An 18,279-nucleotide genomic window follows, 5' to 3' on the forward strand; every position below is an offset into this window, starting at 1 on the left:
CCGATATGAACTGCTCATGGTTTAAAGCGAGAAAACAGCCTCTATGAAAGATTCATTTAAGGGGAAAAAGGCCCTCATCACCGGGGGGTTGGGCTTCATCGGGAGCAACCTTGCAATAAGGTTGGTGGAGCTCGGCGCCGACGTGACCCTGACGGACGCCATGCTCACAGACTACGGCGGAAACCTGTTCAACATCGAGCCGATAAGGGAAAGGGTAAGGGTGAATTTCTCCGACATCAGGGACAGAAACGTCATGAATTACCTTGTCCCGGAGAACGACTATATTTTTCACCTGGCCGGGCAGGTCTGCCACGTGATGAGCCTCACCGATCCGTTTCCCGACATCGACATAAACATCAAGGGAACAGCCGTCGTAATGGAGGCTATAAGGAGGCACAACCCAAAGGCGAAGGTGGTTTTTTCCGGCACCCGGGGGGAATACGGGCCGGCCGCCTCCCTTCCGGTGAACGAGGAGGCGCCGACGAATCCTAAGGGGATGTACGAGCTGTCTAACCTCACCGCGGAAAAGATCGTCAAGCTCTACAACGACACCCATAATATAGCAGGGGTCATGCTCAGGATAACGAACACCTACGGCCCCCGGGGGCAGATGAAGCACTCCCGCTTCGGCGTGGTGAACTGGTTTGTCCGCCTCGCCCTTGACGGAAAGCCCATCACCGTCTTCGACACAGGGGAGATGATCAGAGACTTCCTCTACGTGGACGACTGCATAGAGGCGATCCTGATGGCCGCGGCCTCCCCGAAGGCCGCCGGCGAGGTCTTGAACGTGGGAGTCGACAATCCTCAGACCATCCGGGAGATGGCCGAGACGATTTGCGGGATAACCGGAACGGAGATCAAACTTGTCCCCCCCACGCCGGAGAGGGCGGTGCTGGAGCCGGGGAATTTCTACTCTGACATCACCAGGATCAGAAACATCCTGGGATGGGAGCCGACCGTGGGTCTTAAAGAGGGGCTGACGAGAACCGTGGAGTACTACAGGAAGAACAAAAAACACTACTGGTAATATAGGATAAAAGATGACGGATTTAAGAGTATCGCTTATCGGAGCTGGAGGATGGGGCTCAAATGTCTTGAGGGCGCTCACAAGGGTTGAAGGGGCAAGCCTCGTCTCCGTATGCGACATAAATCAGAAGAAGATAAAATCTCTATCGGCCCAGTACCCGAGCATATCCTTTACGGGCGACCTAAAGGATATCGAGAGGGACGGCTCGATCGACGCCGTCGTAATAGCCACGCCCTCTCCCACCCACGCGGAGATAGCGAAGTCCTTTCTCGAATCGGGGAGGGCGGTCTTCGTGGAGAAACCGATGGCGGTAAGCCTCGAAGACGCCCGGAGGCTCTACGAGCTTTCCACGGCGGATAAAGGCCCCCCCCTTATGGTGGGGCACCTCCTCATATACCACCCGGCGACCAATATCGTCAAAGATCTTGTAAGAAAGGGCGATATAGGCGATGTCTACTATATCTACTCCAAGAGGCTGAACCTCGGCGTGGTCAGGCAGAACGAGAACGTCCTCTGGTCCCTCGCGCCCCACGATATATCGGTGGTCCTCTACCTTATGGGGGAGATGCCGGAGGCCGTCTCGGTTCATGGTAGCTCCTACTTGACAAAGGGTGTTCAGGATGTTGCCTTTATGACCCTCTTCTTTCCCGGCGGCAGGATGGCCCAGGTCCATGTCTCGTGGCTCGATCCCCACAAGGAGGGGAAGGTCGTGGTCGTCGGCTCGAAAAAGATGGTGGTCTTTGACGACATGGAGGCCAACGAAAAGGTAAAGATTTACAACAAGGGGGCCGAGGTGAAGGGATCGGCCGACCTTATCGAGAGCATATCGATCCGCCACGGCGAGATAATGATACCCCTCGTGCCTCCCGTCGAGCCGCTCATTGCGGAGATGGAATATTTTGTCAAGTATGTCAATGGAGATCTCCCGCCCCTCTCCGGTCCGAAGGAGGGTTTGGATGTGGTCAGGGTGCTTACCGCCGGCAACGAGTCGATGGTTAAAAACGGTCAGGTAATCGCTATAAAATAACCGAGGAATCCCGACTTTAAATCTTTAGGGGAGCCATCATGTCCCATCGGCCCTTTGCAGAAAAAGCAAGGACATAAGTGCGGCGGATCTGACCTGCAGACCTTGGATACTGTCTCTATTCTCAATCTGACAGAGGAGTTTTTTATGAAAATACTGATACCCTTCTTTTCCGCCACCGAAAACACCGCCAGGATCGCTGAGGTTATAAGGAAGAGATTAGAGAGCCTCGGCGCCGGGGTGGAGGAGCTGGACATAACCCCCCGCGGCAGCAGGGCAAGTGGACTCGATCTTGGACCGTATGACGCGGTGATCTTCGGGGCGCCGATCCACTCCAACCGTGCCCCGAGGGTCGTCAGGGAGTGGCTGATGATCTTGGACGGCGGGGGGAAGAAGTGCTCGACCTTCTTCACGTACGGTGGATTCACGGTACACCCCACCCACTATTCGACGCAGCAGATCTTGAAAAAGAAAAACTTCGTCCAGGTCTCATCGGCGGAGTTTCTGGGTAAGCACACCTTCAATCTCGGAGGGTGGAAGGCCCTGCCTGACCGGCCCGACAAGTCCGACTTCGCCGTGGCGGAGAAATTTGCCGAAGAAACCTACAAAAGGTTTACCGGCGAAGACAACGACGTCTTGGGTGAGATGGAAAAGACGAATCATACCGAGGAATATCTCGACGAGATTGAAGGAGTCAGGTTCAGGGCGGTGACCCAGCTCCCGACGAGGGGGGGCGAAGAATGCAGCATGTGCATGAAATGCGAAGAGCTGTGCCCGACAAACGCAATGATCGCCGAGATTGGAGAGGCCGAGGCCGGTAAATGCATTGCATGTCTCAGGTGCGTCGATGTCTGTCCCGACGGGGCCCTGAAGATAAACGATCTCAGCCATATATGGCCAATAAAGCTTCAAATGGAAAATGAGACGGAGGAGACGATCAGGAATAAAGAGAGCAAAATATACTTGTGAAGGGAAAGATTTCCCGTCAGTACCGAATCTTCTTATGACAGAGGGCCTTGATAAATATTCTATTTCATCTCTTTATTTCAATCCAACGGCATTAGTTGACATCTTCCCATTGTCTTCCGGGACGCATATTCTGATGCCGTTCTCCACAAGTTGGGGGGTAAAAAGTCCCGTTAAAAAATACGAGGGATTTGGAAAATTCCCCCTCTTTTTATCTCGCCCTCGATCACTCGGATTTCGAAGACTTCCTGACGACATTCAAACCTGCTTACTCCCTTCTTCATCAACGAAGGCCCGGATTAAAAGACTCGACATAAAAAAATTTCGCACTTTTGTGGGAAAATTTGACAAAATACCATATTTTTGGTATTTTAAGTAGCTTTTCAGAGTAAATTTATATCTTAAAAAACCGTTTTCTTATCAACTGTGGTTTTTTATTTTATCTAATAAATGTGGGGGAAGTATGACAAAAAAAGATGATACAAAGGTTGAAGAAAAAGTGATTGAAGAGAGTGTTGAGGACTCGAAGGAGAAATCCCCTGTTGATACGGTAAAGAAGAGCTACGCCCCCGGGCTGGAAGACGTCGTGGCCACCCGCTCCTCGATCTGTTACATAGACGGCGAAAAGGGGAAGCTGTTATACCGGGGAATCTCGATTGAAGAGCTTGCGGAGATGAGCTCCTTTGAGGAGACGGCCTTCTTGCTTTTATATAATCATCTCCCGAACGACAGGGAGCTCAAGCAGTTTACCACCCTTATGGGAAAACAGCGAAATCTTCCCCTCTCGGTACATGAGGCTATAAAGCGGTTCCCGGTGGGGATGCACCCGATGCTGGCATTACAGTCCGCCATTACGCTCCTTCAGGGAGAGGACTTCTATGCGGACGACGTTTCCTCACCGCACCACAACCTGAAGCGGGCGGTTTCCCTGATCGCCAAGGTGCCCACGATCATAGCGGCATTCGAGAGGTGCAGAAACGGCGAGGACCCCTTTCCGCCGGTGGCGAGGTTCACCCACGCCGAGAACTTTCTCTTTATGCTGAACGGCGTACCCCCCGATCCATATGCGGGAAAGGTCCTCGATAAATGCTTTATCCTGATGGCGGAGCACACGCTTAACGCCTCGACCTTCACGGCAAGGGTGATCGGCTCCACAAACGCAAGCGTATACTCGGCGGTGTCCGGCGCCGTGGGGGCGCTCTCCGGATCGCTCCACGGAGGCGCCAACGAGCGCGCCCTGAGGATGCTCTATTCCATCGGAAGCCCGGATAACGTCGAGAAGTTCGTCGACGAAATGACCGACGCCAAAAAGAAGATCATGGGGATGGGTCACAGGGTATATAAAACGATGGACCCCAGGGCGCCGATACTGAAGTCGTACGTCCCCGAGCTTGTAAAGAGGATTGGAGGGGAGGAGTTCAAACAGCTGTACGAGATAGCCCTGGCCATGGAAAAAGAGGTGGAAAAGAAGCTGTCCCATAAAAATATCTATCCGAACGTGGACTTCTACTCCGCAGTCGTCATGGAGATACTTGGGATTCCCGTAGACCTCTTTACGCCCGTTTTTGCCATCTCGAGGGTGGTGGGCTGGGCCGCCCACTGGAACGAGCAGGTGGAAGTCAACAGGATTTACCGCCCGACACAAGAATATATCGGCGATCTCAACAGGCCCTATATCCCCATCGACAACAGGTAGGATAAGCGGCTTCGTTTTGTGATTAATTGGGTTGACCGCGCTTTGTTTGGCGTTTTGTTTAATATCTAAACCGGGCGTTGTTTTGGAATTGACCACCGCAGGTGGGAGTTGAAACTGTAATCTTAAACATTTTATCGAGTTGGAAAATGAAAACCTACACATTCAAGAAATCGTACGAGATGCTGGAAGAGGCGAAGAAATACGTCCCGAACGGAATCTACGGCCCCAGGAGCCCGATGTTTTTGACCTACGGCTCATATCCCTGCTTCCTTCAGCGCGGGGAGGGCGCCCACATCTGGGATGTCGACGGGAACGAATACATCGACTACATGTGCTCCTTCGGCACAAATATACTGGGGATAAATCACAAGGGGGTGGAGGCGGCGGCGAATAAACAGGCGGAGATGGGAAACTGCTTCACCCTCCCCTCCAACAGGTGGAACGAGCTGGCCAAGAGGCTAGTTGGGCTGATCTCCGGAATGGACTGGACGGTCTTCGGGAAAAACGGGTCGGACGCTACCTCATATTCCATCGCCGTGGCGAGAAACCACACGAAAAAGAGGGTGGTCTTGACGGCCAACGGGGCGTACCACGGCGCCCACTTCTGGAACTCCCACAACCCGGCGGGGATACCGCCGGAGTACCAGGCCTTTGTCGAGCACTTCGACTACAACGACCTCAAGGGTCTGACCGCCAAATTCGAGGAGTTCCCCGGCGACGTCGCCGCGGTGATGCTCACCCCATATCACCATCCCGCCATGGCGGACCAGGTGTTGCCGGACGAAAAATTCCTGAAGGGGGTCAGGGACCTCTGCGACAAGAACGGCTCCCTTTTGATAATAGACGACATAAGGTGCAACTTCAGGCTCCATATAAACGGCTCCCACGTCTACTTCGGCGTAAAGCCGGACCTCGTCACCATGGGAAAGGCGATCGCCAACGGCCACCCGATCTCAACCGCCTTGGGGACCAGTGCGGTCAAGGAGGCGGCGGAGGGGGTTTATTTCTCCGGGACGCACTTCTTCTCGGCGGTGCCGATGGCGGCGGCCCTGGCGACCATCGACATCATTGAGGAAGAGGGAACGATAGAGACGGTGGCGAAGCTGGGCGGAATGTTGAAGGAAGGCCTCAAGTCGGCCGCCGAAAAGTCGGGACAGACGATAAAGATCACGGGGCACGACGCAATGCTGTTTATGACCTTTGCCGACGACCCGGTGTTCGAGAAAAACCGCCTCTTCTGCGGGGAGGCGGCGAAGCGGGGCGTCTTCTTCCATCCCCACCACAACTGGTTTTTGTCCTCCGCGCACACCGAGGCCGACATCGAAAAGAGTGTGAAAGTAGCCGAAGTTGCCTTTGACATAGTAAAAAATTCGGGCAAGTAAGGGACGCGCGAAATATTTAAGAGAAAAAAAGGGGGGAGATGGAGGAGATGCATTTGCGTTTCGATCACGTGGGGATAAAGTCGAAGGACATCAAGAAGTCGGTGGACTTCTACACCCGCATACTCGGATTTGAGGTCCTCGAGGAGGTTGAAGTCCTAAACAGTATATATACGTTTGTCGGTGACGAAACCACCCGAATCGAGATAGAGCAGGCGGCTCCCAACGACAAGATGATAGACGTAAACACCCAGTACGGCCTCTACCACATCGCCTTTATCGTGAAGGATATAGACTCACTGGCCGAGAGACTGAAAAAGGACGGGGTGAAGTTCATCATGGAGCCGATTCAGCTTCGCGAAGACAGGAAGATCGCCTTCATAGAAGACCCGGACGGGGTCAGGATTCAGCTCATCGACTTCTTCGAATAGCCGAAAAACCGCTCCCGTTTTTTTAAGTTTGATGTCTTAAGGCCGATGTCGTTTGAGGGGAAATAGGCCGTGGCCTGTCAATGCTGTGGGGGGGGATAGGGGAGGAGTGTTTTATATGATCGGCAAGGTCGTACCGTTGGGGGGTAAAGACCGCGGGGTATTGGATGGCCGGTAAGATTATGATGTTGGGTGGATCTTAAAGATCGGGAGGCGTTAAATGTCCGGTAAGGTAAAAGTGGAGAGGGATGGGGAGGTCGAGGTGATATCGATCGACCGCCCGGAGGCCTTCAACGCCTTCGACCACGGGCTTATAAGCGATTTCTCAGAAGCCCTTGTCGCGACAGCAAAAGATAAAGAAGTTAGGGGCGTCGTGATAACAGGCGTCGGGAAGGCGTTTTGCGCCGGCGGCGACCTGAAGGCTATCCTCGATTTCAAGGGCGGGGCTGGCGCCGGCTTCCACGCCCTGGCATCCTTTTTTCACAGGGCAGTCCTCGAGATCAGGCGAATGGGAAAGCCGGTGATCGCCGCCGTAAACGGTATCGCGGCGGGGGGCGGATTTTCCCTGGCGCTGGCCTGCGACTTTCGAGTCATGGAAAGATCCGCCACGTTGAGGCAGGCGTACTCCTCGTCCGGGCTCTGCATAGACGGCGGGGGGAGCTTCACCCTCCCGAGGCTCGTAGGGCTTGCCAGGGCGATGGAGATTATCGCCTTTGACCGACCGATCTCGGCCGATGACGCCCTCGAGTGGGGGCTTGCCACCAAGGTCGTGGAGGACGGAGAGGCGCTGACCGGGGCGGTTGCGATGGCAAAGGAGCTCTCGTCAATATCCCTTCACTCCTTCGCGCTGATGAAGCGCCTCATTACCGACTCCTTCGACACCCCCTTCGAGACGCAGATAGAGCGGGAGCGGTTGGCACTTGCGACGTGCGGCGAGCACCCGGACGGGATCGAAGGGATGAAAGCCTTCGTCGAAAAGAAGAGGCCGGTCTTCAATAAGAGCAATAAATAGCCGCCGATATAGGTGAAATAGGAACCGGAATCTGCATCGATGTCTGCCCCAGGGACTGCTTCACCCTTGACAAGAAGAGGCGAAAGGCCGAGATGACGGGAAGCGAAAGCTACGAGAGGTGCGCGGCGTGCATCGTCCAGTGCCCCTTTGACGCCCTCTCTTTCAGGAGCTATAACGGAAGGACGGTCAGCTCCGGGGTCACCCGTAAATACAAGCAGAACCAGATGGGGAAAAGGAGCGTAAGCGCCTAACTCTCGATAGAAACGGGGGTAAAGCAATCATCTCCTCATATCCTTAAGGATCTGTTGTGAAAATCCTTAAATTAAGTGAGGAGAGAATCCTTGACAAAAGAGGTCGCTTAATGCTAAATTTCTCTTTGATAAGCAGACAGCATTTCGCTGCGGAGGTTCTTTTCTACAGTTTCTTGACAAAAAAACGATAATAGAGTTGCATCAATTAAAACTGCGCGTTTACCATGAAGAAAGCGACTTTTGCTCTGCTCGTGGTGTTTTCCTTTTTTGTCCTGGCGGATGATGTTTTTTGTCATCCGCATGTTTTTATTGACGCGGAGCTGGTGTTTGTCTTCGACGACCGCGGGCTCTCCGGGGTAAGAGAGCGGTGGGTTTTCGACGAGATGTTCAGTCAGGACCTCCTGGTCGATTTCGATTCCGATGAAGACGGCAGGCTGAACGTGGAAGATATATCCAGGCTGCGCGATATATTCTATGAAAACACCAAAGAGTATAATTACTTCAACATCATAACAATCGACGGCCGTAAGCATTCCATCGATCGGTTGAAAGACTTTACCGTCTCCATCGAGAGCGATTGTATTGTATACGAGTTCTTCGTGCCCTGTTCCGTGCCGGCAGGGCTGGCGGAAGATAGAAAGGTAAAGGTACTGCTGTTCGACGAGACTATCTATACCCATCTGTCCATCGCCGACTACCGGGTGGATATGAAAAATAAGCCCGGAGCCTTCAGCGTAAAGATAAAATATGAGATGCTCGATGAGGTGGTAACACCCCTCGGCTCTCTTGTTCCGGACTCGGTCGTGATTACCTTTCGGAAGAAATGAAGCGCCTATTCTTGATAATTGTCCTTCTTTCGTTCTTGTGCCCCTCAACCGCGGTGGCCCAAAATCCGTTCTTGGATCAAGGCAAGGATAATACCGAGACCGAGCGCACCGAAACGGAAATTTCTCCGCCTACCTTCCTCCAAAAAGTCCCCCGCTTCGTCGTAATCTGGCAGAAGGAGCTCAGGGCCAGGATGTCGACCTTCGCCCTGGAAATCCGGGAACGCCCCTTTGGATCATCGTTCTGGCTGTTTCTACTTCTGGCCTTTCTCTACGGCGTTATCCATGCGGCGGGGCCGGGACATGGAAAAACGGTGGTCGCTTCGTATTTCATGAATCGTCCCGGTAGTGTCAGGGACGGCGTCGTGATGGCCAATTTGATAGCCTTCTTTCACGTGGCATCGGCCACCGTAATCATTGTAACGGTGTATCTGGTCTTGAAAAAGTCCGGCATGTCTTCGTTCGAAGAGGCGAGTCCGACACTGCATAAGATAAGCTATCTCCTGTTGTTACTGCTTGGGCTTTACCTCTTCTCGCGGACACTCTATGAGCTCGTCAAAGGCAAATACAAAAATGATCGAGATTCTCAAGGCACGGCTGTTAGGGGGGGGATTTTGGTCACAGCGCTTGCCGCAGGGATCATCCCCTGCCCCGGGGCGGCGATTATTCTCACCTTTACGATGATCATCGGTATTATCGGCACGGGCCTCTTGTCGATGGTGTTCATAGCGCTTGGTATGGGACTGACCGTTTCCGTCACGGCCGTTTCCACGGTACTTCTTCGGCGAACCGTTTTTCGCTCCACCCAAAGAAATCCGAAGGTTTTCACGGTGGTCTACGGCGTTCTCTCCTTTACGGGATCTATCCTGCTTATTTCACTCAGCGGTCTGTTACTTCTCTATTATCTACGGTAGCATTATGCCTTCAATAGAGATAACGGCGACAAGACCGAATTTGTATCTATTGGTTTGCGCGTTTACGAGCCTTCCTTCCAATCAATCTTCTAATATTTATTCTCAATTAGATTGAACTTTTCATAAAAAAATCGCTGCGACCTCATTTTTTTCTTGACAAGGTGTTTCGATAATTATAATATATCACTGTGATATATACTGGTAAGATATATTATTTTGTGATATAGATATGGGGTGTAGGATATTTTAGAAGATGAATAAAATGAGGTTTTCGGATGGCCAAGAAGAATAAGACAAAATACGCCCTCCTGGGGATGCTGAGCATGGGGCCTATGTCCGGATACGACATAAAGAAGATGACCGACATGTCGATCTCCCACTTCTGGAGCGAAAATTTCGGCCATATCTACCCCGTCCTCAAGAAGATGGAGGCGGAGGGGCTTGTGACAAAGAGCGTCGAGGAGACAAGCGGCAGGCCGAACCGAAACATCTACTCCATAACCGAGGCGGGGAGAAGGGAGCTTTTTGAGTGGCTCCTCCTTCCGGTGGAGCCGAAGCTCTTCAGAAACGAGCTTCTCCTAAAGATATTCTTCGCGGATCAAATCCCTGTCGAAAGGATTATCGAAATGGTCAAGGAGGAGAAAGAGAAATTCAAGGACAATCTGAAGGAGTTCAGGATGATTGAAGAGGGCCTTAAGAACGACCCGGGATACAAGGATGACGATAGGATCCCCTTCTGGCTCATAACCTTAAGCTTTGGGATCCACTCTTCAAGCGCCGCCGTCTCGTGGTGCGACGAAACTATAGAGATACTGGATAGTTTGTTAAATAAAAAGCCAAAATATAGTTAGGAGTAAAAAATGAAGATTACGGTATTGAACGGAAGCCCCAAGGGAGACCTGAGCGTTACGATGCAGTATGCAAATTTCATCGAGAAGAAGTTCCCCCAGCACAAATTTACTAGGTTCAACATCGCAAGCACTATCAAGAAGATCGAAAAGGACGAGAAGGCCTTTAATGAAATAATAGACTCGGTAAAAAAATCGGACGGGGTCATCTGGGCTTTCCCCCTCTATTTCCTACTGGTCCACGCCGGCTACAAGCGGTTCATAGAGCTGATCTCCATCAAGGGTGTCGAGTCCGCCTTTAAGGACAAGTACGCCACCACACTGACCACATCCATAAATTTCTTCGACCATACCGCCCACAACTACATGCGGGCCGTCAGCGAAGACCTTGACATGCGCTACGTCGGGGGCTACTCCGCCGAGATGCACGACCTTACGGAGAAGGGTGAGCGGGAGAGGCTTATCCGCTTTGCGAACGGATTTTTCAGCGCGATAGGAAACGAGCTGAAGCCGCCGAAGAGGTTTGCGAAAATAAAGAAAGATGCCTTTAAGTACAAGGCGGGAAAACCATCGGTCAAGATCGACTCGGACGGCAAGAGGGTCGTCGTGATCACCGACTCGGCGAAAGACGATGCAAACCTGAACGGTATGATCGAGAGGTTCAGAAGCTCCTTCAAAACAAAGCCTGAGCTCGTAAACCTGAACGACGTCGACATCAAGGGGGGATGTCTCGGCTGCATCCGCTGCGGGTACGACAACAGGTGCGCCTACGAGGGGAAAGATGGATACATCGATTTCTACAACGACAAGGTCAAGGGGGCGGACGTCCTCGTCTTCGCCGGAAGCGTTGTCGACAGGTATCTCTCGTCGAGGTGGAAGCTCTTTTTCGACCGCTCCTTCTTTAACACCCACATCCCGTCTTTTACAGACAAGCAGGTGGGATTCATCATATCCGGCCCCTTTTATCAGGTGCCGAATCTCACTGAAATCTTGGAGGGGTATCTCGACTGCCAGCAGGGAAACGTGGTCGATTTCGTAACGGACGGTTGCGGAGATTCCCTGGAAATCGACGCCAACCTGGATTCTCTTGCCGGGCAGTTGGTTGAATTCGCCAATGCCGGCTACATAAAGCCGAGGACCTTTCTTGGGGTGGGAGGCGCCAAGATCTTCAGAGACGACGTCTGGGGAAAGATGAGGTTCCCGTTCGTTGCCGACCATAAATACTATAAGGAACACGGCATATACGATTTCCCCCAGAAAAAGGACCGGAAGGTGAGGACTCTGAACAGAATTTTAACACTTTTCTCAAAGGTGCCGAGGATAAGAAAGGAGATATATAACAATATGATCAAGGAGGAGATGGTAAAGCCGATAAAGAAGGCGGCGGAGGCGAATTGATCGAAAATTTTTAGCCTCATCTTTCTATAAACCGAATTTGACGGTGGGGGTCATGATGGACAAAAAAGTGCTTTCAAAAAAGGAGGGGCACGTCTTCACCATCACCATCAACCGTCCCGAGAAGATGAACTGAATCGACGCCGAGACGGAAGATCTGTTGGTAGAAGCCTGGGGGGAGTTCAAGGACGATGAAGACGCCTTTGTGGCGATCATAACGGGCGCCGGGGATAGGGCGTTCTGCTCCGGCGCCGACCTCTCCGGCTATCTCCCGAAGGTTTCGGGAACGCCGACCTATCTCAGGCGCAGGGCCTACGATGGCCCCGGCTTCGGCGGCTTCACCAGGGGGATCGACGTCTTCAAGCCGATCATCGCCGCGATAAACGGCGTCTGCTTCGCCGGAAGGATGGAGATAGCCGCCGCGGCGGATATAAGGATATGCGCAGATAGCGCCCGGTTCGGCTGCCTTGAGAGGCGCTGGAACGTGGGTCTGGGCGACGGCGGCACCCAGCGGATGCCGAGGATCATGGGGATGGGAAACGCCCTTTACTACATCATAACCGGAAAGGAGTTCGACGCCGAAGAGGCGATGCGCGTAGGCTTCGTCAACGAGATCGTGAAGGGGGAAAGACTGATGAAAAGGGGGGTCGAGCTTGCCGAGATTATATGTGAGTTTCCCCAGGGGGCGATAAGGGTCGACAAGGAAGCGCTGATCCGCGGCGTAGGGACACCCCTTACCGAGGGCCTAAGGCTCGAGAGCATGCTGTTCAACACCCTCCTTGCGACCCGCGACTTCCATGAGGGTCCCAAGGCGTTTGTCGAGAAAAGGAAGCCGAAGTTTGATGATGAGTAGGAATAAACTCAATGACTTGGCTAAAAAGTTATTGTCACAATAACTATCATATATAGCTTTAACAAGTGCAACAAGAAAAGACTAAGTCATTAACATCATATTATTACAAAATCCCTATTCTTATAGCCCCTATACTTTTTGCACACTTCGTATCCTAGGCTTCCACCCTCATGATTTGCATTCCCTTCAATTGAAAGGAAAAAATCATTTTCAACCTGAATAACGATCCCAGTATGATGCCATTCATTTTGTCCTTCTCTATTCAAGAATAAGGAACCTATCGTAATTTTTGATTTATCCTTTGCATCAGATTCTTTTAAGAAGATTCCATTTTCCTTTGCACTCCAAGCAAGAGAAGTGCAGGCATGAGAAGGTTGAATCGGCATTTTAATTCCAAGGTTTTCACATGCTTGATTAAGAACAAAACAGGTGAAAGCCGCACACCACTCGCCACTGCCTCCATGAATATAAAACCTTACCCAAGGACCCGAATTTACGTAGTTGAGCTCTATTGGATGTTGTTCCAAATGCTGTTTTGCATAGGAACCACCATCTCCCCAAGAGTCCTGCCGTTTGGTTCAATAGGCTTTAAAACATTTTTCATCGGCTTAATCAGCCTTTCAAAGGTTTCGTTGTTAACAATGCCTGTTGCTCCTAAACGTTCCTTTTCCTGGAATTTTTTTACGGCTTCTTCGGTTGCTGGGCCAAAATCGCCATCGATAGGAGTGCTTGTCTTATGAATGCAAAGCCATTCCTGAATTAATTTTACCTTTTTACCCTTGTCTCCTCGTTTATACTCTTTGTCCAGAACGAGAAGGTCGTCCATGTAACCCATGGTTTTGCCCTTCCAAAAAAATGAAAAATATAATTACTCTCCCTCTCCGTACACTTTGTCCCTTTACAAAATACTTATTATGAAAGTTTGTATTCCATTTATGCCGGAAGGCAATTAGTAGAAAATTGTTCAATCCCTCTCTTGCACTGATATGTATTTATCGCTTGGCTATAGCTTTTCCGTAATATATGCAATTTGGTTTTCAACAAAAACCTAAAAATCACGCTCTATAAAGGGAAAGTATTAAGAAAATCTTTTCATGTTTTTTATTTTTCTTTCTCCTTTTTGCTCGCAAATAAGACTTCGGCAATTTCACTTAGCTTTGAGATAAAATCGTTCATAAAGAATCCCGCCAAAAATGCTACGCATAAATAGAAAAAAACTCTCATTAATAAAACCTGTCCAATAAATGGGGGCAGGTCAAACTCATCCTATTTCTTTTCTTTTCCATCTCGCCTTCTCCTGTTATTACTTTAAATCAAGTTTTTTATTCTCATCTTATTCCTCCCAAATTTATAAAAAATACAATTACTACAAACAGTGTGTTTCACCATACTTTCGTATTGATCACACCATCCCACCCTCCTTCAGTTGTTTGATTATCTCCCAGGCCTCTTCCCGATAGTGGTATCCCCCGCTTATTCCATAGTCCGGTTTCTCTATCCTGACCCAGAATGTAGCGGGCTTTGTTCCGTCCATCGCACGGTTGTCGATATGAAAGCCGGGATTGTACCAGTCGGGGTAAAAACCTATTCCCACCTTATCTCGATGGCCGTGTTCGTCCAATCTCTCCATCAATCTGTCGAGGCACGCCATGGGGGTAATGTCGAGAAAGTGGCCATCGACCGCCCTTCCCTTGTAATGAAAGCTGTCGGTGGAGTGTTTCCCCTGTGTACCGTAGTTGACTACAAACTGAAGCTCCATATATCCCCGAAGGTCATCCAGAAATAGCATGAAATCCTTGTCCATATCCAGCGGGTTTCCCCAGTTTTCGGCAATGCTGAAATACTTGAGGTTGTCCCAATCTTCTCTGGTCATCTTTTTAGACATTTTTTACTCCTCCCTTGTATAAATAACTACATTATCTATTGATATGATGTTACAGTAATGTAATATGCTATATAAGTCAAGAAAAAAATATTGGAGCTCAATAATATAATTTTATACAATCTAATAAATATTAACGATATGTCAGGTTCTAAAGTCGTCTTCTCGTTAAATAGGATAAAAAAACGGGGGAGATTAAATGGAAGACATAACAGGGTCCCAAACAGGTTAAGGACCGATTAATGAGATCGGAAGCGATGGCAAAGGCCGCCCAAGATGGGGCACTTTTAAACGCAAGTTAAAGATTTTCGGTCATCCCGGGGTGAATCGCCTTCTTAATCTCTTTGCTCTCGTTTTAAATGCATCCTTTTCCATACGCCAGGTGTCTAAATAGTGCCCATTTTTTAGTTGTTTTTTTTGTTGATGGCGTGTTATGATTCTGCTGTGGCGGTTTATATTTTCAATTGTTTTTTACCTGGCAGATTCCATCTTTTTGTACAGGAAACCACCGCCTTTTTTCAAAATCCTGATGACTTTGGGATAATTTCTGCATTATAAGAATAATCTATTTAAACGGGAGTGATCAAGATGAAGAAAATAATATTTTTCACCGTCGCCATCGTTCTTGCACTTTCCTCATATTCATTTTCCGCAAGCTTTGAAATCTCCACCGACGAGATATTTGCTCCGGGGGATCCGAATAATCCGGTAACGGTCTCAGTCTCCTCGATAGATATCCCGATTCTCGACATGAGGATTTACAGGATCGATGATCCGGAGGCCTATTTTCTGGGCTTAAAGGATATTCATTCCCCGACGGTCAAGACGAAGCGCGACATCTCCGGGACATCGGAGATGATAGGCGGGGTCAAGAGGAAGACGAAGAGGCTGATTAGGCAGGACTACAGGTCGCTCCTTACCGTTAAAATGCGGGAAGATGTGGTATCCGCCCTGGGTCTCCCCCATGCAATAGAGGCCGAGACGAAAAAGCCGGAGACCTTTGAGCTCTATCCGGTTTTGAAGGAGTATAAGCTTCTAAAGAAGTGGAACGAGGAGCTGAAGACCACGAAGCCCGGCAGGTGGGAATATCACAATATCGCAATCGATGTTAAGGAGTCGGGGTGTTACCTTGTCGAGGCGGTATATCAGGACAACGTGGCCTACACTGCGGTCATCGTGACCTCCATAGCCTTTGTGACAAAGAACTCACCCACCGACGACCTCGTATACGTGGCGGACAGGGTGACCGGAAAGCCGGTGGCCAACGCCAAGGTCTCGATTTGGGGAAACGACAAGAAGAGGATTACCTCGGGCAGTACAAACTCCTACGGCGTGTTCTACAAAAAGACGGAAAAGGAGGAGGTCGAGGGTGTCTATGTCTTTGCGAAGAAGGGCGACTCCTTTACCATAGCCGATCCCTATACCTATTTTGGCTGGTACGAGTCAAAGGACAAGATCTACACCTACACGGACAGGCCGGTGTACCGTCCCGGCCACACGGTCCACTTCCGCTCTATCGTAAGGGAGGGGAAGGACGAAGATCTTATAGTACCAAGGGATGAGAAGGAGTTCGTTGTGGTGATCAAGGACTCCAAGGGAAACGAGATATACAGAAAGAGCCATGAGATCAACGAGTTCGGGAGCCTCTCCGGGGAGCTAGTTCTGGGGGCGGAGCCCCCCCTGGGGGAATATGAAATCATTATCGACTATAAGGATGAACACTACTACAGCAGCTTCAAGGTCGAGGAATACAAGAAGCCGGAGTTTGAGGTAACCGTAAATACGGACAAATCGGTCTACATCACCGGCGACACGATAAAGGCGGACATCGAGGCGAAGTATTATTTCGGGAGTCCCGTCAACGGCGGCGAGGTGGAATACGTCATCTACAAGGCGGTCTACAAGCGCCCCTGGTGGTGGGGCTACGACTGGGCCTGGTATTACATGGACTCCGACTACTACTGGGGCACCAAGCAGGAGATGGTGGACAGCATGAAGGGAAAGCTCGATGAAAACGGGAAATTAAGCGTCTCTATTGACACATCCAGCTACGTGAATAACATCAACGACGATTACACCTTTACCGTCGAGGCCAAGGTCACCGACCTTTCGAGGCGGGAGATAAAGGGGGCGGCGTCGATTAAGGTGGCCAGGGCGGCCTTTGCCATGATCGTTAGGACCGACCGCTGGTTGTACTCCCCCGGTGATGATGCGAGGATTACGGTAACCGTCCTCGATTTTCAGAACAAGAGGGTCCCCAATGTCAAGGTAAACCTTATCGTTACAGAAACGGGCGGGGACAAAAAAACCATCACCTCGACCGAGATGTTCAACGCCGTCACAAATCCGGACGGTGAGGCGATTTATAAATATAAGGTAAAGGGAACCGGTAAAATCGATTTTGCCGCAAGCGCCTTTGACTTTTACGGCAATTCCACATCGAGCGTAGACAACGCCTATTCGTATACGTGGGGAAGGGGGTATGACAGTGGAGGAATGGCGGGGGGGATTACGATACTCCCGGACAAGAACAGCTACGAAAAGGGGGATACCGCTCACGTCCTTATCCTCACCCCGGCGGAGAGCTCCTATATCCTTTTCACCGCGGAGGCCCGCTCCATAATCGAGTCCAAGGTTATAAAGGTCGAGGGGGGATCGGCCATGATCGATATACCCATAGAAGATATACACACCCCCAACATCTTTCTTACCGCCAGCATGATCTTCAACAACGAGATATACACCGAGACGAAAAACATGATAATCCCAGCGACCCAAAAGTTTATGAACGTGGAAATAACTTCCGATAAGGAGATATACGAGCCGCAGGAGGAGGGAACCTTTACCGTTACCACCACGGACTATAAAGGGAAGCCGGTGTCGGCGGAGGTCTCTCTCGGGCTTGTGGACGCAGCTATATACGCCATCGCCCCGGACAACGTCATCAACATAGAGAAGTATTTTTACAAGCTCAGGCCCCACGTCGTCGAGACGACATCGTCCCTCTATTTCAGGTTCTACGGCTATTCCCACAGGAAGGGCCTCCTCTCCGCCCTCGATAAGAAGGAGACGACCCTGGCGGACTTCAAGGGGGATACCGGAATGGTGGAGCCGGAGATAAGAAAGGACTTCAGGGACACAATGTATTGGTCCCCCGCTATCGAGACGGGCCTCAACGGCAAGGGGACGGTGAAGCTCAAGTTTCCCGATAACCTCACCCGCTGGCGGGCCACATCCAGAGGGGTCACCACGGATACAGTGGTCGGCGAGAACACGTACAGGGTCATCAGCAGAAAGGACATGATAGTCAGAATCGAGGCGCCGCGCTTCTTCCGCCAGGGGGACGAGATGCTGGTCTCGACCATCGCCCATAACTACCTTTCGGAGGACAAAAACGTAAGGTTCACCTTCGACGCCAAGGGACTCAAGCTCTTCGGCGGCGGGCCTAAGGAATATGTGGTGCCGAAGAACTCCGAGAAGCGGATAGACTGGAAGATAAAGGCGGAGGACGTTGGGAGTGCGGTTCTGACCGCAAAGGCGATGACCAATGAGGTCTCCGACGGGATGGAGCTCACTATTCCGATTTTGCCCAAGGGATTGAGTATTCGCGAAAACCGGATGGGCGAGATCCTCAAAGATCCGGGCAAGGTCAAGATCACCCTTGAAAGGCCGCCCGATACGGTCAAGAACTCCTCCGAGCTGGTGATAGACATATCCCCAACTCTAGTAAACACGATGGTAGCCGCCATACCGTATCTGGTCGGCTACCCATACGGGTGA

At 50.8% G+C, this 18,279-nt stretch carries 17 protein-coding genes; 14 read left to right on the top strand and 3 right to left on the bottom strand.

What is annotated here, in order from left to right; translation table 11 throughout:
* Positions 1-43 precede the first annotated feature (43 nt).
* The 13 genes from JW984_11020 to JW984_11080 all read left to right on the top strand — a co-directional run bounded on the left by JW984_11020 (position 44) and on the right by JW984_11080 (position 12,617).
* Positions 44-1,027, top strand: coding sequence for an NAD-dependent epimerase/dehydratase family protein (locus tag JW984_11020; protein ID MBN1573715.1), 984 nt, complete (start codon positions 44-46; stop codon positions 1,025-1,027).
* Between the two features lie 13 nt (positions 1,028-1,040).
* On the top strand, positions 1,041-2,054 hold the full coding sequence (locus JW984_11025; GenBank protein ID MBN1573716.1) for a Gfo/Idh/MocA family oxidoreductase: 1,014 nt from the start codon (positions 1,041-1,043) through the stop codon (positions 2,052-2,054).
* A gap of 144 nt (positions 2,055-2,198) precedes the next feature.
* Positions 2,199-3,020, top strand: coding sequence for an EFR1 family ferrodoxin (locus JW984_11030; protein MBN1573717.1), 822 nt, complete (start codon positions 2,199-2,201; stop codon positions 3,018-3,020).
* Positions 3,021-3,480: 460 nt separating this feature from the next.
* Positions 3,481-4,713, top strand: a complete 1,233-nt coding sequence (locus JW984_11035) for a citrate synthase (protein MBN1573718.1) — start codon at positions 3,481-3,483, stop codon at positions 4,711-4,713.
* Between the two features lie 146 nt (positions 4,714-4,859).
* Positions 4,860-6,095, top strand: a complete 1,236-nt coding sequence (locus JW984_11040; GenBank protein ID MBN1573719.1) for an aminotransferase class III-fold pyridoxal phosphate-dependent enzyme — start codon at positions 4,860-4,862, stop codon at positions 6,093-6,095.
* A gap of 38 nt (positions 6,096-6,133) precedes the next feature.
* Positions 6,134-6,523 (top strand): VOC family protein, encoded by a 390-nt coding sequence (locus tag JW984_11045; GenBank protein ID MBN1573720.1) that lies wholly within the window; start codon positions 6,134-6,136, stop codon positions 6,521-6,523.
* A gap of 217 nt (positions 6,524-6,740) precedes the next feature.
* Positions 6,741-7,532 (top strand): enoyl-CoA hydratase/isomerase family protein, encoded by a 792-nt coding sequence (locus JW984_11050; GenBank protein MBN1573721.1) that lies wholly within the window; start codon positions 6,741-6,743, stop codon positions 7,530-7,532.
* A gap of 92 nt (positions 7,533-7,624) precedes the next feature.
* Entirely contained in the window at positions 7,625-7,783 is a 159-nt protein-coding gene (locus JW984_11055; protein ID MBN1573722.1) for a hypothetical protein, read from the top strand.
* A 224-nt stretch (positions 7,784-8,007) separates the two neighbouring features.
* The gene (locus tag JW984_11060) at positions 8,008-8,610 is read left to right on the top strand and encodes a DUF1007 family protein (GenBank protein MBN1573723.1); all 603 of its coding nucleotides are present in this window, start codon (positions 8,008-8,010) and stop codon (positions 8,608-8,610) included.
* A complete protein-coding gene (locus tag JW984_11065) occupies positions 8,607-9,521 on the top strand; it encodes a hypothetical protein (GenBank protein MBN1573724.1) in 915 nt (304 codons plus the stop codon). Before JW984_11060 ends, JW984_11065 begins: the two co-directional genes overlap by 4 nt.
* A gap of 275 nt (positions 9,522-9,796) precedes the next feature.
* Complete coding sequence (locus tag JW984_11070) at positions 9,797-10,372, top strand: PadR family transcriptional regulator (protein ID MBN1573725.1); 576 nt, start codon at positions 9,797-9,799, stop codon at positions 10,370-10,372.
* 9 nt (positions 10,373-10,381) lie between these two features.
* The gene (locus JW984_11075) at positions 10,382-11,767 is read left to right on the top strand and encodes an NAD(P)H-dependent oxidoreductase (protein ID MBN1573726.1); all 1,386 of its coding nucleotides are present in this window, start codon (positions 10,382-10,384) and stop codon (positions 11,765-11,767) included.
* Between the two features lie 157 nt (positions 11,768-11,924).
* A complete protein-coding gene (locus tag JW984_11080; protein MBN1573727.1) occupies positions 11,925-12,617 on the top strand; it encodes an enoyl-CoA hydratase/isomerase family protein in 693 nt (230 codons plus the stop codon).
* A gap of 95 nt (positions 12,618-12,712) precedes the next feature.
* Here the strand turns inward: JW984_11080 and JW984_11085 are convergent, their stop codons facing one another.
* From JW984_11085 to JW984_11095, 3 genes are all read right to left on the bottom strand, one after another.
* Positions 12,713-13,003, bottom strand: a complete 291-nt coding sequence (locus tag JW984_11085; GenBank protein ID MBN1573728.1) for a hypothetical protein — start codon at positions 13,001-13,003, stop codon at positions 12,713-12,715.
* 122 nt (positions 13,004-13,125) lie between these two features.
* The gene (locus JW984_11090) at positions 13,126-13,452 is read right to left on the bottom strand and encodes a peptidoglycan-binding protein (protein MBN1573729.1); all 327 of its coding nucleotides are present in this window, start codon (positions 13,450-13,452) and stop codon (positions 13,126-13,128) included.
* Positions 13,453-14,019: 567 nt separating this feature from the next.
* Positions 14,020-14,502, bottom strand: a complete 483-nt coding sequence (locus tag JW984_11095) for a hypothetical protein (protein MBN1573730.1) — start codon at positions 14,500-14,502, stop codon at positions 14,020-14,022.
* 585 nt (positions 14,503-15,087) lie between these two features.
* Between JW984_11095 and JW984_11100 the strand changes: the two genes are divergently transcribed.
* A complete protein-coding gene (locus JW984_11100; GenBank protein MBN1573731.1) occupies positions 15,088-18,279 on the top strand; it encodes a hypothetical protein in 3,192 nt (1,063 codons plus the stop codon).

The organism is Candidatus Zymogenus saltonus, assembly GCA_016929395.1.
Taxonomy (GTDB): Bacteria; Desulfobacterota; Zymogenia; order Zymogenales; family Zymogenaceae; genus Zymogenus; species Zymogenus saltonus.

What these genes read in the sequence shown, in the direction of transcription:
- JW984_11045 (MBN1573720.1), top strand. Translation starts at nt 6,134, where the DNA reads ATGGAGGAGATGCATTTGCGTTTCGATCACGTGGGGATAAAGTCGAAG.
- JW984_11100 (MBN1573731.1), top strand. Translation starts at nt 15,088, where the DNA reads ATGAAGAAAATAATATTTTTCACCGTCGCCATCGTTCTTGCACTTTCC.
- JW984_11030 (MBN1573717.1), top strand. Translation starts at nt 2,199, where the DNA reads ATGAAAATACTGATACCCTTCTTTTCCGCCACCGAAAACACCGCCAGG.
- JW984_11095 (MBN1573730.1), bottom strand. Translation starts at nt 14,502, where the DNA reads ATGTCTAAAAAGATGACCAGAGAAGATTGGGACAACCTCAAGTATTTC.
- JW984_11060 (MBN1573723.1), top strand. Translation starts at nt 8,008, where the DNA reads ATGAAGAAAGCGACTTTTGCTCTGCTCGTGGTGTTTTCCTTTTTTGTC.
- JW984_11050 (MBN1573721.1), top strand. Translation starts at nt 6,741, where the DNA reads ATGTCCGGTAAGGTAAAAGTGGAGAGGGATGGGGAGGTCGAGGTGATA.
- JW984_11055 (MBN1573722.1), top strand. Translation starts at nt 7,625, where the DNA reads ATGACGGGAAGCGAAAGCTACGAGAGGTGCGCGGCGTGCATCGTCCAG.
- JW984_11020 (MBN1573715.1), top strand. Translation starts at nt 44, where the DNA reads ATGAAAGATTCATTTAAGGGGAAAAAGGCCCTCATCACCGGGGGGTTG.
- JW984_11040 (MBN1573719.1), top strand. Translation starts at nt 4,860, where the DNA reads ATGAAAACCTACACATTCAAGAAATCGTACGAGATGCTGGAAGAGGCG.
- JW984_11065 (MBN1573724.1), top strand. Translation starts at nt 8,607, where the DNA reads ATGAAGCGCCTATTCTTGATAATTGTCCTTCTTTCGTTCTTGTGCCCC.
- JW984_11025 (MBN1573716.1), top strand. Translation starts at nt 1,041, where the DNA reads ATGACGGATTTAAGAGTATCGCTTATCGGAGCTGGAGGATGGGGCTCA.
- JW984_11035 (MBN1573718.1), top strand. Translation starts at nt 3,481, where the DNA reads ATGACAAAAAAAGATGATACAAAGGTTGAAGAAAAAGTGATTGAAGAG.
- JW984_11085 (MBN1573728.1), bottom strand. Translation starts at nt 13,003, where the DNA reads ATGCCGATTCAACCTTCTCATGCCTGCACTTCTCTTGCTTGGAGTGCA.
- JW984_11070 (MBN1573725.1), top strand. Translation starts at nt 9,797, where the DNA reads ATGGCCAAGAAGAATAAGACAAAATACGCCCTCCTGGGGATGCTGAGC.
- JW984_11075 (MBN1573726.1), top strand. Translation starts at nt 10,382, where the DNA reads ATGAAGATTACGGTATTGAACGGAAGCCCCAAGGGAGACCTGAGCGTT.
- JW984_11090 (MBN1573729.1), bottom strand. Translation starts at nt 13,452, where the DNA reads ATGGGTTACATGGACGACCTTCTCGTTCTGGACAAAGAGTATAAACGA.